Below are 14,897 nucleotides of genomic sequence, written 5' to 3'. Positions count from 1 at the left end.
CGACAGTCATGGGCGGGGGCGATGGTGGTCCAGACGGTTTTTCAGAGTGATGCCTTACGGCCCGTCGAGAGTTTCGCGGCGCTGGACTCGATGTGGCGCACCAGCAGACACCCCATGCGGGTGGTCAGCCGAACGCCCGCCACCTTCCGCGCCACCATAAGGGAACTGGACCTCGGCCCCGTCAACCTCGCCCATTTCGCCACCACCGCCTTCCAGGTGCAGCGGACCGCGCACCTGATCCGCCAGGCGGACCCGGAACTCATCGGCCTCGTCATGCCGCTGAGAGGGAGCCTCGGCCTCCAGCAGGCGGAGCGGCAGACGGTACTGGGCCCATCTCAGCTTTCGCTCTATGACAGTTCACGCCCCTTCCACCTGCACCTCGGCGGCGGGAAAGACGGCCACGGCGGCCACGGCGACGACGCGGACGACGTCACCACGCTCATGCGTCTCTTCGTCCCCCGAAGGGCACTGGCGGTGCCGGTGGACAGGCTCGATCGCCTGATGGCCCGGCCGCTGCCCGCGGACACGGGAATCGGAGGCCTGCTCGGACGCCTCATACAGGGCATCGCCACCGACACCCTCGCCTACCAGGCAGCCGACGCCCTCCGGATAGGGGCGGTGGCCCAGGACCTGCTCCTCGCCGTGCTCGCCCACCACCTCGACGCCGAGGACACGGCCTACGAGGAGAACAGTCCACAGGCACTGCTCACGCGCATCGACGCATTCGTACAGGACAATCTGCCTGATCCGCAGCTGTCACCACGGGCGATAGCCGCGGCCCTCCACATCTCCCTGAGCTATCTGCACCGCCTGTTCCAGCCGCGCGGCACCACGGTGTCCGCCTGGATCCGTACCCAGCGCCTGGAGAAGGCCCGTCGCGCCCTGGGCGACCCCACGCTCCGAACCGTTCCCGTCCACCGCATCGCCCGCCAGCACGGCTTCGGCGCCCACGAGACCTTCACCCGGGCGTTCCGCGCGACCTACGGCATCGCCCCCACCGACTACCGCCGCCACACGTCCGCCGAATGCGGCTGACAGCGCCTGAAGCGGTCGGCCCACTCCGTGGGCGGGTCGTGCGGGCCGCGGCCGGGTGCGCCGGGCCGTTCAACGCGGCGGGCGGCCCATGCCGCCGCCCTCGACGCTGAGGATGTGCCCGGAGATCCAGCGCGCCTTGTCGCTGGCCAGGAACAGGGCCGCGTACGCCGGGTCCCATGGCGTGCCCTCCGTGCCGAGGACGATGGCGCGGCGGCGGGATTCGCGGGCCTCGGCGGGGATGTTACGGGCCGCCATCGACGACCAGATCGCCCCGATCTGCACGCAGTTGACGCGGATGCCGCGCGGGCCGAGCGTGCTCGCCGCGCCCTTGGTGAGGTTCTCCAGGCCGGCCTTGGCGACGCTGTAGACCATGCCCGGGCCGGGCGTCCGGGCCCCCACGGAGGAGATGTTGACGATCGCGGACCCGTCCGCCATCACCCGCTCCGCATGCCTCGTCATCAGCCAGGCGCTCTTGAGGTTGACGTCCATGAGCCGGTCCCAGTCGTCCGTGCCGACCTCGAGGATCCCGGACCGTTCGCCCGAGGCCACGTTGTTGACCAGGAGGTCCAGGCGGCCGCCGAAGCGCTCTGCGCACTGGGCGACGGCACGCCGGCAGTCCTCGTCGCCGGTGGCGTCGGCGTCGACACGAAAAGCCGAGCCGCCGTCCGTCACGATCGCCTCGACGGTCCGGTCGGCGGCTTTCGGGTCGCGGTCCAGGACGGCGACGACGGCGCCGTGCCGGGCGAAGACCCGGGCGATCGCATGGCCGACCCCGCCCTCGGCCCCGGAGAGCCCGGCCCCGGTGACGAGGGCGCCGCGACCGCGCAGCCACTGGCCGTCGGCGGTGGGGTCGGCGGCGGCGATCGGGTCGTGCGGGGCATCGAAGTCGGCGGTCACCTGGCGGTCTCCTCAAGGCTGTCGGGTGCGCCCAGGGTGTCGGGTGCGCGGGTGTCCTTCGCGAGGGTGTCGTGCGGGTACGTCACGTCGATGGACCGCACGGGGGTGCCGAGGGCCCGGTGCAGGATCTGCCGCAGGACGTCCTTGGGCACGAGGCAGTCGCCGCACGTCCCGGGGTCGGCGGTGACGGTGACATGCAGCCGGCCGCCGTCCTCGCGGGCGTCGAGGTGGAAGCCGTCGGCCTCCAGGGTGCGCCGGACCGCTGCCAGCGCTTCGGTGTCGAGCACGTCAGGCCTCCTTGAGGGGATGGGGATGCGGTTCGCCACGGACGACGGGGACCGCGCCACCCGACCAGTTGCCGAAGATCCGCCCGACCATGGACATGGCGGCCCCGTGGGCGCCGGCCACGAGGACGGGGATCGACTCGGGCGAGGGGAGGAACCGTACGAACTCCTCGCCGCCGGGGGCCTCGGGGGCCGTCCCGGTGGCGTACCGCACGCCGTTGTCCTCGCCGACCCCGTCCTTGCCGGCGCGGCGCAGGTCGGCGACGGTGCGCCCGGCGTGCTCGTACAGCCACTGCTGCACGTCGCGGCGGCCGTATCCGGCGTCGGCGAGGAAGCGGGCGTGGTCGGGGCCGAGGATGAGCGCGCAGGCGGTGTGCCGGAAGATGATCGCCCCGGTGGCGGACATGGCGTCGGCCAGGTCCCACAGAACCTGTTCGGGGTCGGCGGTGTGCCGGTTGTCGACGTAGGCGCAGGTGCGCAGCAGGGTGGCGGTGACGGCGTCGGGGGCGCCGAGGCCGGTGCTCGCGGCGAGCGGCTCCCAGGGGCTGTCCTCCTCGTTCTCGCCCAGACACAGGGTCCAGCGGCCCGGGACGCCCTGGGTGGACTGCTCGAGTCCGTGCGGGCGCAGCCCGAAGGCGTTGCGGACGATGAGACCGAGGGCGCGGGCGACGGTGGCGTTGGCGCGGAAGCCGGGGCCGAGGGCGCCGCCCGTGGAGTTGAAGCCGAGTTCCTTGCGGATCGGGCCGTTGACCACGATGAGCGGGGCGGGCCCGGAGGTGGACTGCCAGGCTCCGCCGCGTGCGGCCCGCTCCAGCATGAGCGCGCTCCAGGCGGCGAGCACGACCGGGAAGCAGGCGGGTTCGCAGCCCGCCATGGCGGCGTTGACGGCCGCGAGTTCGACGGTGCAGGACCGGCCGAGGTGCTCCATGGTGCCGATGACCTCGGCCGGATCGCGGGGCGTGGTGGCGAGGAAGCGGTCGACGAGGGCGGGGGTGACGGGGACGAGCGGCAGTCCGTCGGACCACTCGCGCGCATAGCCGTACTCGATGGCCTGCCGGGTCTGGTCCGCGTCGAAGGCGACGTCGATCCGGGGAGTGCCGCTCACCGGGCGCCTCCGGTCGCGGCGGCGCGGGCGGTGGTGGTGGCCGCGCCCTCGCCGGCGTCGGTTCCGGTGGTCCCCTGAGCCACGGCCGCCGTGCCGCTGACGGCGACGGTCAGCCGGGCCACGATCTCGGGCACGAGGTGCCGGGCGCGTTCGCGCACCTGGTCGGGGGTGAGGGAGGCCACGGGATGGGCGGTCGTCAGATAGGGGAAGTCGCGGTCCCCGGTGAGTTCGGCCATCGCGTCCGCGCTGGCGGTGAACGCGTCGGAGCAGATGACGGCCGTGGGCACGCCGTGGCGTTCGAGGAGGATGCCGTCCGCGACGGCGGAACCGCTGCACGAGCCGCAGTCGCCGACGCCGGTGATCACGGCGTCGCAGCTGTCGGCGAGCTCGTCGAGCAGGTCGTCGGGCACGGGAACGGCGAAGTTCCGCTTGGTGTACGGCACGAGGCCGGCGACGTGGTGCTCGGCGGTCAGCAGTGCGCCGAGCTCCCGTAGCAGGAGGGCCGCGTTGTGCTTGGTGTTCTCCAGCAGTCCGATGCGGGCCCCGCGCAGCCGGACGCCGGTCGTGCGTGGGGCGGGCCGGCCGTCGTCGGGTGCGGCGGGGGAACTGCCTCCGGTGGGGTCCAGGATGGTGCTCGGCACCAGTACCTCCCTTGTCGGGGCGCTTATCGGGGCGGGGATGCTCGGCGGATCAATCTCTCGGGAATACACGACACTTGCCATGACGAGCGTGAGTCAATTCACCGACAATTGATCGGCTGCGTCAAGGGGGTACGCGGCAACGGTTCGGGACTTCCGGCTGCCCCGGCCCGGACATGCCGACGTCCCACCCGGCAGCAGGCACGGGCGGGTGGGACGCGCGTGGTCTAGAGCCTCGCCAGGTCCGCCACGGTGTGGTGCGTCGCGAGCCCCGCAAGCTCGGTGTCGTGCAGCGCGATGAGCTGGCGTACCCGGAACTCGGCGAGCGGGCCCAGCGCGTCGTACACCGCGACGAAGACGGCACGGGCCGCCGCGAGCGGCCAGTGCGGCGGCAGCAGCTGGGCCGGCAGCGCGGGGTCGTGTGCCATCAGCACCCGCCAGTCGGTGATGAGTTCGGTGCGGGCCCGCAGTGCTTCCGACGGGCTGACGCCGCCGTCCTCGGCGCGCCTGCGCCATACGCCCCACCGCTTGGTGAACCGTTCGAAGGTGGCCGCCTGCGCGTCGAGGTCCCAGGCGGAGAGCGGATCGCCCGCGGCCGGCGAGAGCGCGCAGGGCGTGCCGGTGAACAGCGTCGCGGTGATCACACCGAGTTCGGTGAGGACGGCGCGCACCTCCTCCTCGCGGGCGTGCGGCGAGACCCACACACCGTCGTAGAGGGGCGCGTAGCCGAGCCAGCGGAGCTGTTCGCGCAGGGTGTGGCGTACGGCGCGCTGCTGTTCGGGGACCGAGAAGGCGACGAGCGACCAGTGGCCGTCCCACCCGCGTGCCGCGTCGTCGGCGCCGAAGCCGGCGATGCGGGCGCCGGTGTCGGTGAAGTGGCCGACGGAGCGGGCGCTGAGCCGGTAGTACGTGCGGCGGCCGCGCTTTTCGACGTCGAGGAGGCCGCGGCGGGCCTGCCGGCTCAGCGCGGCGCGCGCGCCGACCTCGCTCACCCCGAACTCGGTGAGCAGGGCGACGAGCGCGGCGGACGGCAACGCTTCGGGGCGGTCGAACCAGTAGTCGCCGAGCAGCATCATGAGCAGGCGCTGCGGGCCGCGGGCGCGCTGCGCCGCCTCGTCACCAGGGTCCGCGTCGAAGGCGTCGCCGTCGGCTGTCTCGGTCATGGACATAACGTATCCGTCCCCCGTCCGGTCGGCGGATCCCGAAGGCTCCGGGGCCCGCGCGGGTCAGCTGCCGTCGGCGATGTGCACGAGGCGGGTCTTCATCTCGGACCGCTCGAGGGAGCCGGGTGGCACGAGCCGGACCGAAGCGGGCACGGTCAGGCGGGACTTGACCAGCTGTTCCAGCTCGGCGGCGAGCGCGGCGTCCGTCTCGTGCACCCCCTGCTCGACCTCGATCCGCAACGGCGGTTCGACGCGCGGCCCCGGGCGGTCCAGGAGGATCCGCAGGGCTCCGGTGGTGCGCGGGTGGAGGGCCTGGACCAGGTCGCGGACCGCGGACGGGAAGACGTTGACGCCGAGGACGATGAGCATGTCGTCGGTGCGTCCGACGCAGCGGATCAGCGGGGCGCCGTCGGTGTCGCGGCCGGTGACGGTGACCCGGTCGCGGGTGCGGAACCGGACCAGCGGGCAGCTCTGGCGGTGCAGGGCGGTGTAGACGAGTTCGCCGCTCGCGCCGGGCTCGGCGGGGACCGGCTCGCCGGTGTCGGGGTCGATGAGCTCGACGAGCACGATGTCCTGGGCGGTCAGCCGCATCCCGCCCGCGCCCGGCGGCTCGGCGAAGATGATCGGCGCCATGTCGGCGTTGCCGAGCCCCTCCGTGACGACCGCTCCCCAGTCCGCCTCGACCTGGGCGCGGAAGGCCGGCTCACCGCCACCCGGCTCACCGCCCACGATGATCTTCCGTACGCCGAACGACGCTGGGTCGTGGCCGCGTTCGCGCAGGTAGTCGGCGAGATAGCGGGCGTACGAGGGGGTGGAGTGGAGCGCGGTGACGTGCATCGACTGGAGGGCGAGCAGCGCCTTCTCGGATGCGCCGGTGCCGATCGGGACCAGGGTGGCACCGATCCGCTCGACCGCGTCGCGGACGGGGAGGCCGCCTACGAAGAGGGTCAGCCCGGAGCCGTGGATGACGATGTCGTCGCGGGTCAGCCCCTGGGTGCGCAGGGCGTTCGCGACGGCCTCGGTCCAGCCGTCGGCGTCGGAGCGGGTGACACCGACCCAGCTGGGGCGCCCGGTAGTGCCGGTGGAGGCGTGGAGCCGGATGACGTCGGCCATGGGGGCAGCGGCGTGCTCGCCGAGGGGCGGTGCTCCCACCTGGCTGTCGCGGAGCGCCTGCTTCTCGGTGAAGGGGAGTCGAGGCAGGTCGGCGGCGGAGCGTACGGCTGCCGGGTCGGCACCGTGGCGTTCCCAGAGCCGGGCGTAGAAGGGCGAGTGGGCGGCGACGTAGGCGAGTTGGGCGCGCAGTGCCGCGCTGGTGCGGTCGAGCGCGGGCTGGCGGATGAAGCCGGGGATGGGCATGGAAGGCGGTCCTTCCCTCGCTGCGGGCGGAATACCGGGACGGCCGGGGGCACTCACGCCGGCGCGGCGGGACAGGCGCGATGGGAGGAAGGCCGTCGAAGGGTGTGACGCGCACTGTCCAGCTCGGCTCCCGGCAACGTGTTGCCGTCCGGGAACCTATGCACATTCATGGCAGCCGTCAACAGAAAAGCATGACGAGCTTGTTGACATCCGTCAGAGCAAGCGTCTTCCATGAGCGTGACGCAGGACACCCGAACCGCTGCGTCGAGCCGCCCTCTTCACCGTCGGCGCACCGTCCTCCGTGCTCCGCCGACCCCTTCGCAGCACGACCCTCCCCTGCGTGAGAAGGGACCTCTCCCGTGCCGATCAGCCCTGCTCGCTCCGGCGGCGACTCGGAGGTCGTCGACCTCGTCAACGCGCGCATCGACCGGCTGCCCCGCTGGGGCCTGGCCCGCTTCGCGTTCGTGATCCTGGGCCTCGCCTATTTCATCGACATCTACGACGTCACCATCGTGGGCTACACCCTCAAGGCCATGACCGGCCACTTCCAGCTGAGCACCACCGAGGTGACGGTCATGCTCACCGGCAACGCCATCACCACCGCACTGGGCGCCTTCCTCTTCGGCGGGCTCGGCGACATCCTCGGCCGCCGCCGCACCTACGTCCTCGGCATGGCGGCGCTCGGCCTCACCGCACTGCTGTGCGCGCTCGCCTGGGACGCACCGTCCCTCGTGGTCTTCCGTGTCCTCTCCGGCTTCGCCACCGGTGGCGGCCTGGCCGTCTGCACCTCGTACGTGCAGGAGTTCTCGCCCGCCAAGCGACGCGGGCGCTACGTCTCCATCACCGTGCTCGCCTCCAGCGTCGGCGGCATGGGCGCGGGCCTGCTGTCCGGCTGGCTGGTACCGCTGGACGCGAACGGGTGGCGCTGGGTCTACGGCGTGGGCGCGCTCGCCTTCGTCCTGCTGATCGGCGCCCATCGCCGTATCCTCCCCGAGTCGGCGCGCTGGCTCGCCCTGAAGGGCCGTACGGCCGAGGCGTGCGCGATCGTCGACGCGATGGAGGAGCGGCTACGCCGGTCCGGAGAGACCCTCACCGTGCCGGTGGTCGAGGCGTCCGAGCAGGTCCCCGGGCGCTTTCCGGTCCGTGCGCTGCTCAGGCCGCCGTATCTGCAACGGCTGCTGGTCGCCGCCGCCTTCTGGTTCGGTGTGCAGTGGTCGGTCCGCGCCACGCTGACCTTCCAGCCCAGCATCCTGGCCGATTACGGCATGTCGCTGACCACGGTGGCGAGCCTCACCAGCATGGGGCAGATCATCGGTGTCTGCGGCTATCTGCTGATGCCGCTGGTCGTCGACAGACTCGAACGGCGCACGCTGATCGTGACGGGCCTGCTGATCGCGACGGCCAGCACGGTGGTGGTCACGGCCGGACACGGCAGCCTCGTCTCCTATCTGGTCGCGGCCGTCCTGCTGCATGGCTTCGCTTCGCTGATCTTCGTGCCGGGGTACAACTACGCGGCCGAGATCTTCCCCACGCACGCCCGCACCACCGGTGCCTCGCTGGCCGGCGGCCTCGGGCAGGTGGGCGGCATCGCGCAGTCGCTGGTACTGGTCCCGGTGCTGGCATCGGCCGGTCCCAGCACCTCGCAGCTCCTGCTGGGCTCCGGTTACGCCTTCGGCGCACTCGTCGTGTTCGCCCTCGCCATCCCCACCACCGGGCGGGCCCTCAGCGCCATCAGCGCAGACCGCTCCGCCGCCCGGACCGCCGCACCGGCAGGAGAGCAGCCCAGCGCCGTGACCGAGTCCTCCCCCGCCGAACTCTCCTGAGCCCGAACTCTCCTGAGCGATCCCGGAGCTGAGCAACATGACCACCGCACCCCAGGACTACGACTACATCGTCGTCGGAGCCGGATCGGCGGGCGCCACGCTCGCCGGGCGGCTCAGCGAGACCACCGACGCGCAGGTGCTGCTGCTGGAAGCCGGTCCGGACTGGCGCACCGCGACGCTCCCGGAGGCCTTCCGCACGGTACGGCTGAACATGGACCCGAAGGCGCACCCCGAGTTCTGGTGGCAGAACGTCACCAGCATCCGCAACCCGGCCCAGCCGGAGGCCCCCTACGGCCGCGGCCGCGGAGTCGGCGGCACCTCCAACGTCAACGCGATGTTCGCGATCCGCGGGATGCCCGACGACTACGACCGCTGGGCCGGTGGTGGCGCCGCCGGCTGGTCGTACCAGGACGTGCTGCCGTACTTCGTCCGGCTCGAAGACGAACTCGACCATCCGGACGACCCTTACCACGGCACCGGTGGCCCGATCCCGGTGGGCCGCACCCCGCAGGACGCCTGGGGCCCGCTCGACCTGGCCTTCGCCGAGGCGGCCCGGGACTTCGGCTACCAGTGGTGTGCGGACCACAACGCGCCCGGCACCACCGGCGTCGGCCCGTTCGCCCTCAACATGCGCGACCACCGCCGGGTCACCACCGCCGACGGCTACCTGGAGCCCCACCGGGCTCGCCCCAACCTGACCGTCCGCGGCCACGCCCAGGTCGCCACCGTCACCATCGACAAGGCCACCGGCACGGCCCGCGGCGTGGTCCTGGTCGACGGGGAGCAGATCCGGCTCGCGCCCGGCGGCGACGTGGTGCTCTGCGCGGGCGCCGTGCACTCCCCCGCCCTTCTCATGCGGTCCGGGATCGGCCCCGCCGCGCAGCTGGCCACCCTCGGTATCGATCTGCTCGCGGAGCTGCCCGTCGGCCGGAACCTTCAGGACCACGGCATGCTGATGGTGCCGGTCCCGACCCGCGCCGACCTGCCCACCGACCCCGACCGGCCGGTCACCAACTGCATCCTGCGGTACTCCTCCGGGCTCGGCGGCTCGGGCGAGAACGACATGTTCATGGTGCCCAACAACGGCATGTACGACAGCCAGGGCCGTTCCCAGGGCCGCGGCATGCTCGTCGCCCAGCAGGAGCAGGTCTTCTCCCGCGGTGAGCTGACGCTGCGTTCGGCGGACCCGCTCGTCGAACCCCGCGTCGAGCAGCGGGTCTTCACGGATCGGCGCGACTTCGTGCGGATGGAGCAGTCGCTGGAGCTCATGGCCCGGTTCGCCGCTCACCAGGCCGTCCGGTCGCTCCTCGACGAGCCGGCCACGATCCCCGGCTCCGCCGACATCCTGCGGACCGCCACCGACAACCGTCATCTGTCCGGCACCTGCCGGATGGGCGCGCCCGACGACCCGGCCACCGTGGTCGACCCGGATCTGAAGGTACTGGGCACCAGCGGCCTGCGCGTCGTCGACGCCTCGATCTTCCCGGACACACCGCGCGCCAACCCGCATCTGTCCGTGGTGATGTCCGCCGAGCACGCCGCCGCCCGCATCACCGGCAACCAGGCCCACGCCGGGGATGCCGCCCTGGCCACCGAAGGAGCACGATGACCTCGCCCACGTCTGCCGACTCCGCTCGGACGGGGGGCACCGCCCTCGCGCCCGTCCCGCTCGACATCCACACGCTGCTGTCCGACGGCACCCACCTGATCGGCGGGGAGTGGGTTCCCGCCCGCACCAAGGACAGCATCGACGTGATCGACCCGGCCACCGGCCGGGTGCTGGCCCGTGTCCCGCGCGGCGGCGCCGAGGAGATCGACGACGCCGTGCGCGCCGCTCAGGCAGCGCTGCCCGCCTGGCGCGACACGAGCCCCTCCCGCCGCGCCGAGTTGCTCCTGCGCTGGGCGCAGCTGATACGCGAACGCGAGGCGCTGATCGAGCAGCTGGAGGCCACCGAGGTCGGCCGCCCGGTCGGCCCGTCCCCGCTCGCCCCGCACCTGACCTACTTCGCCGGCCAGGCCGACAAGGTCCAGGGCCACACCCTGCCCTCACACACGCCCGACGTGCTGGGCATGACCCTGCGCGAGCCGTACGGCGTGGTCGGCGTCATCATCCCGTGGAACGCACCCGGCCCGATGACCGTCTTCAACGCCGGCCCTGCCCTCGCCGCCGGGAACACCGTCGTACTCAAACCCGCGGAGGACGCCCCGCTCACTCCCCTCTACCTCGCCCGGCTCGCCCTGGAAGCGGGCATCCCGCCGGGCGTGCTCAACGTCGTCACCGGGTTCGGCACCGAGGCGGGCGCGGCCCTCCCCGCCCACTCCGGGATCCGCCGGGTCAGCTTCACCGGCTCGCCCGTCACCGGCAGGGCGGTGATGGAGGCCTGCGCGCGCCATCTCGTACCGCTGCACCTGGAGCTCGGCGGGAAGTCCCCGCAGATCGTGCTGGAGGACGCCGACCTCGCCCGGGCGGTGCCGACCATCGTGCGCACCATCACCATGAACAGCGGCCAGGTGTGCGCCGCCGGGTCGCGGGTGCTGGTCGCCCCTTCGATGCACGACCGGCTGGTGGAGGCGCTCGCCGAAGGATTCCGTGCGGTGCGGGTGGGGCCGTGGCACGAGCCCGTCGACATGGGCCCGCTCATCAGCGCCCGGCAGGAGCAGCGGGTCCTGGAGTACCTGACGGCGGGCCGCGAGGAGGGCGCCGAGGTCGTGGTGGGGGGCGGCAAGCCAGCCGGTGACCGGTACGACAGCGGCTACTTCGTCGAGCCCACCCTCTTCGACCGGGTGCGTCCCGGGATGCGCATCGCCCAGGAGGAGATCTTCGGTCCGGTGCTGTCGGTGTTGACCTACGAGGACGAGGAGGAAGCGGTGGCCGTCGCCAACGGCACCCGCTACGGGCTGACGGCCACCGTCTGGACCCGGGACGTCGGCCGTGCGGTGCGGCTGGCCCGCCGGGTCGAGGCCGGCCAGGTCTCCGTCAACACGTTCGGCTCAGGTGGACCCGTCGGCGCGATCGGCGCTCCCTTCGGCGGCTACAAGCACAGCGGCTTCGGACGATCCATGGGCGCCGACGCCGTGGCGGACTGGACCCAGGTCAAGGCCGTCGTCATCAACGCGGGGAGCTGAGCGGCATGGCATCGAACACCGTACGCGCGGCCGTGCAGACCGGGCCCGGCGCCATCGAACTCCGTGACCTGCCCCGGCCGCGCACCGGCGACGACGACGGGCTGCTGCGCATCGAGGCCAACGGGCTGTGCGGCAGCGACCTGGAGACCTTCCACGGCCGGGTCCCGATGCGCGGCGGCTATCCCGTCGTACCCGGGCACGAGCCGCTCGGGATCATCGAGGAGATCGGCGACGCGGCGGCCGAACGCTGGGGTGTGCAGCCGGGCGACCGGGTCGCGCTGGAGGTCCTCGTGCCCTGCCGTGCCTGCCTGCTGTGCCTGTCGGGGCGGTACATGTCCTGCAAGCACCGCAAAGCCACCCATGGCTACACGCCCGTCGACCGGGCACCGGGCCTGTGGGGCGGCCTGGCCGGGTATGTCTATCTCCACCCGAACGCCGTCCTGCACAAGGTACGCGGCGACCTGCCCCCCGAGATCGCGGTGATGTACAACCCGCTGGGCGCCGGCGTGCGCTGGACCTCCCACCTGGGGCAGGTCGGGCTCGGTGACACCGTCCTCATCCTGGGCGCGGGCCAGCGGGGCATCCTCTCCGCCGCGGCTGCGAAGGCCGCCGGCGCCGGCACGGTCATCATGACCGGACTCGCCTCGGACGCGCACAAGCTGGCGCTGGCCCGGGAGTTCGGCGCCGATCACACGATCGTCGTGGACGAGGAGGACACCGTCGCCCGGGTCACCGAGATCACCGACGGCGAACTGGCCGACGTCGTCCTGGAGATGACCCCGCTGGCCGCCCAGCCGCTGGACGACGCGCTGCGCGCCGTCCGGCACGGCGGCCGGATCGTCGTCGCCGGCCTCAAGGGCGGCACCAAGATCCCACTGGACTCCGATCTGGTCGTCAACAAGGCGCTCACCCTGGTCGGGGCGTACGGGGTCGACTCGCGGGGCTACGCGGAGGCCATTCGGATCCTGGAGTCCGGCCGCTTTCCGTTCGCCAGGCTCCACACCCACACCTTCGAACTGGCCGACACCGTCAAGGCACTGAACGTCCTGGCCGGGGAGGTCCCCGGCGAGCAGGCCGTGCATGTCGCCGTCCGGCCGGCCGGCTGACGCCCGCGTGGGCCCCGGTGGCGACCGTGCGCCGGTGCGGTGGCCACCGGCCACGCGCGTCGCAGACCGCCCCCGGAACCACCGGGCTCAAGAGCCCCAGCCCACGGGCTCACGAGCCCCAGCCCAGGAGCCTGACCATGATCATCGACTCGCACGCCCACATCCTGCCGCCCGCGCTCCCGCAGCCGAGCGCGGACGCCGACCCGGGCACCTGGCCCTGCATCGGGCCCGCGGACGGCGACGGCTCCCGGCTGCTCACCGCGGGCGCCCTGCGCTACACCGCCCGCGACGTGTTCTTCAGCGCGGAGCGCCGTATCGAGGAGATGGACAGGCTCGGCATCGACGCCGAGGTCCTTTCCCCCATGCCGCCGCTGCTGAACTACGCGATCCCCGCGAAGGCATCGCGTGACATCCACCGGGCGGTGAACGCGTTCCTCGCCTCCCTGGTCTCCCTCGCCCCGGCCCGCTTCCACGGGCTCGGAGCGGTGCCGCTCCAGGACCCGGACCTGGCCGCCGCCGAGCTCGCCGAACTCAGCCGCCTCGGCCTGCGCGGCGTGGAGATCGGCTCGAACATCGCAGGTGCCTCCCTCGGCGACGCACGCTTCCACGGCTTCTACGCGGAGGCGGAACGGCTCGGCCTCGCGCTCTACGTCCACGCGCTCGCCCCCGCCCTCGGCGACCGGCTCCCGGCCTCGGCCACCGGCACCTACGGCTTCAGCACGGAGTCGTCGCTGGCCGCGGCTTCCCTGCTGTCCACCGGGACCGCCGAAAGGTTCCCGGACCTGAGGATCGGCTTCAGCCACGGCGCGGGCGGCTTCCCGCTGATGCTGCCGCGCGCCCGGTACTTCTGGGGCGGCACATGGAACGAGGAGCCGCCGGTCCGCCCGACCCCGGGGGCGCGCTCCCCGCTCGACGTTGCGCGCCGCTTCTTCTACGACGCGCTGGTCTTCGACGCGCGCGCCCTGCGCTATCTGATCGACCTGCTCGGCCCCCGCCGGCTCATGCTCGGCAGCGACTTCCCCGCCATGGAACGCGAATCCCCGGCCGACCGCACCCTGCGCACCCTGAACCTCCCTGCCCAGGACCACGAGGCCATCACCTGGACCAACTGCCGTCGCTTCCTGGGCCTGACGCCGTAGCGAGGTCGGCACGCCGGCACGCCGGGAGGACAGCCGCACGACCGCCAGGCGCTGAGGCCGCCCGCCTCCGCTCCGCCCCGCCGCAGACCCCCGATCCACATCATTCCGTCTGTTCGGAGCCGCTCTGTTCAGCGCGGTTCGGTACAGACCCGTACAGACCCGTTCAGTACAGAGCCGTTCTGTACAGAGCACGAGAGGCGTTCGCCGTGGCATCTCTTCCTTCCCCAGGCCCGATGAGGATGCGGATCCTGGTCGAGCCCCGGCACGGGGCCGACTACCACGCGATCCTCAGGCTGGCCCGCGCAGCCGAGCAGCACGGCTTCGACGCCTTCTTCCGATCCGACCACCTCCTGGGCGTGGACCCCGACGACCCGCACACCGTGCCGAGCGAGGCATGGAGCACCCTCGCCGGCCTCGCCCGCGACACCCGGCACATCCGGTTCGGCACCCTGCTGACCGCGGCGACGTTCCGCTCACCGGGGCTGCTGGCCACCATCGTCGCCACCGTGGACGCCATGAGCGACGGGCGCGTCGAACTCGGCCTGGGCACCGGCTGGTACGAGCGCGAGCACCGCGCCTTCGGCGTCCCTTTCCCCGCCGTCGGCACCCGGTTCGACCGGCTCGGGGAGCAACTGTCCATCATCACGGGGCTGTGGAGCACTCCGGCCGGACAGCGGTTCTCCTTCGAGGGGAGTCATTACCGGATCGACGACTGCCCGGCACCGCCGCGGCCCCGCCAGTCCCCGCGTCCACCTGTGATCGTCGGCGGTGCGGGGCCCCGGCGAACCCCTGAACTCGCCGCGCGGTTCGCCGACGAGTTCAACGTCACCTTCGGCACGGGGGCGAGAGCGCGGTTCGATACCTTCACCCGCATCTGCGCGGAGGTCGGCCGCGACCCGGCCACCGTCAGGCGTTCGGTGATCCTGCCGGTGGCCTGTGGCTCCACCCGCCAGGAGTGGATGCGCCGCGCGGACGTGATGGGGTCCGAGGTGATGCGTTCCAACGCGGCCTGCGGAACTCCCTCCCATGTGGTGGACCGCATCGGCGAACTGGCCGGGGACGGCGCCGACACCGTGTACTTCCACATCTACGACGTCGACGACCTCGACCATCTGGAACTGCTCGGTTCCGAGGTCCTGCCCGCGTTCGGTGGTCGAGCGGCGCCCACGCTCCTGCTTGACACACCACCTGGTTGACCTCCGGACTCCCCGGAAGGACCCGCCCA

At 72.5% G+C, this 14,897-nt stretch carries 13 protein-coding genes; 7 read left to right on the top strand and 6 right to left on the bottom strand.

Features of this window, described 5'->3' with window-relative positions; all coding sequences use genetic code 11:
* Positions 1-120 precede the first annotated feature (120 nt).
* Positions 121-1,035, top strand: coding sequence for a helix-turn-helix domain-containing protein (locus NQO67_RS01575; protein WP_255945534.1), 915 nt, complete (start codon positions 121-123; stop codon positions 1,033-1,035).
* Positions 1,036-1,104: 69 nt separating this feature from the next.
* On the opposite strand, the gene NQO67_RS01570 is transcribed toward NQO67_RS01575, so the two are convergent.
* The 6 genes from NQO67_RS01570 to NQO67_RS01545 all read right to left on the bottom strand — a co-directional run bounded on the left by NQO67_RS01570 (position 1,105) and on the right by NQO67_RS01545 (position 6,478).
* Positions 1,105-1,932, bottom strand: coding sequence for an SDR family NAD(P)-dependent oxidoreductase (locus tag NQO67_RS01570; protein ID WP_255945532.1), 828 nt, complete (start codon positions 1,930-1,932; stop codon positions 1,105-1,107).
* Positions 1,929-2,219 (bottom strand): hypothetical protein, encoded by a 291-nt coding sequence (locus NQO67_RS01565; RefSeq protein WP_255945530.1) that lies wholly within the window; start codon positions 2,217-2,219, stop codon positions 1,929-1,931. Before NQO67_RS01565 ends, NQO67_RS01570 begins: the two co-directional genes overlap by 4 nt.
* A gap of 1 nt (position 2,220) precedes the next feature.
* Positions 2,221-3,321 carry a hypothetical protein gene (locus tag NQO67_RS01560; protein WP_255945528.1) on the bottom strand — a complete coding sequence of 367 codons (1,101 nt, stop codon included), beginning with the start codon at positions 3,319-3,321 and terminating at the stop codon, positions 2,221-2,223.
* The gene (locus tag NQO67_RS01555) at positions 3,318-3,962 is read right to left on the bottom strand and encodes a UGSC family (seleno)protein (RefSeq protein WP_255945526.1); all 645 of its coding nucleotides are present in this window, start codon (positions 3,960-3,962) and stop codon (positions 3,318-3,320) included. Before NQO67_RS01555 ends, NQO67_RS01560 begins: the two co-directional genes overlap by 4 nt.
* Before the next feature lie 224 nt (positions 3,963-4,186).
* Positions 4,187-5,122, bottom strand: coding sequence for a PaaX family transcriptional regulator (locus NQO67_RS01550; RefSeq protein ID WP_255945524.1), 936 nt, complete (start codon positions 5,120-5,122; stop codon positions 4,187-4,189).
* 63 nt (positions 5,123-5,185) lie between these two features.
* Positions 5,186-6,478, bottom strand: a complete 1,293-nt coding sequence (locus NQO67_RS01545; RefSeq protein WP_255945522.1) for a phenylacetate--CoA ligase family protein — start codon at positions 6,476-6,478, stop codon at positions 5,186-5,188.
* Between the two features lie 359 nt (positions 6,479-6,837).
* On the opposite strand from NQO67_RS01545, the gene NQO67_RS01540 reads away from it, so the two are divergent.
* The 6 genes from NQO67_RS01540 (at position 6,838) to NQO67_RS01515 (ending at position 14,868) form a co-directional block, all read left to right on the top strand.
* Positions 6,838-8,301: an MFS transporter gene (locus tag NQO67_RS01540; protein ID WP_255945520.1), complete on the top strand. Its 1,464-nt coding sequence runs from the start codon at positions 6,838-6,840 to the stop codon at positions 8,299-8,301.
* Positions 8,302-8,338: 37 nt separating this feature from the next.
* Complete coding sequence (locus tag NQO67_RS01535) at positions 8,339-9,910, top strand: GMC family oxidoreductase (protein WP_255945518.1); 1,572 nt, start codon at positions 8,339-8,341, stop codon at positions 9,908-9,910.
* The gene (locus NQO67_RS01530) at positions 9,907-11,427 is read left to right on the top strand and encodes an aldehyde dehydrogenase family protein (RefSeq protein WP_255945515.1); all 1,521 of its coding nucleotides are present in this window, start codon (positions 9,907-9,909) and stop codon (positions 11,425-11,427) included. Before NQO67_RS01535 ends, NQO67_RS01530 begins: the two co-directional genes overlap by 4 nt.
* 5 nt (positions 11,428-11,432) lie before the next feature.
* Positions 11,433-12,533: a zinc-dependent alcohol dehydrogenase gene (locus tag NQO67_RS01525; protein WP_255945513.1), complete on the top strand. Its 1,101-nt coding sequence runs from the start codon at positions 11,433-11,435 to the stop codon at positions 12,531-12,533.
* Between the two features lie 137 nt (positions 12,534-12,670).
* Entirely contained in the window at positions 12,671-13,672 is a 1,002-nt protein-coding gene (locus NQO67_RS01520) for an amidohydrolase family protein (RefSeq protein WP_255945502.1), read from the top strand.
* A 233-nt stretch (positions 13,673-13,905) separates the two neighbouring features.
* On the top strand, positions 13,906-14,868 hold the full coding sequence (locus tag NQO67_RS01515) for a TIGR03560 family F420-dependent LLM class oxidoreductase (RefSeq protein ID WP_255945500.1): 963 nt from the start codon (positions 13,906-13,908) through the stop codon (positions 14,866-14,868).
* The last annotated feature ends 29 nt before the right edge of the window (positions 14,869-14,897 follow it).

Source organism: Streptomyces odontomachi, assembly GCF_024435355.1.
Lineage (GTDB): Bacteria > Actinomycetota > Actinomycetes > Streptomycetales > Streptomycetaceae > Streptomyces > Streptomyces odontomachi.
This window is presented reverse-complemented; position numbering and strand designations above follow the sequence as displayed.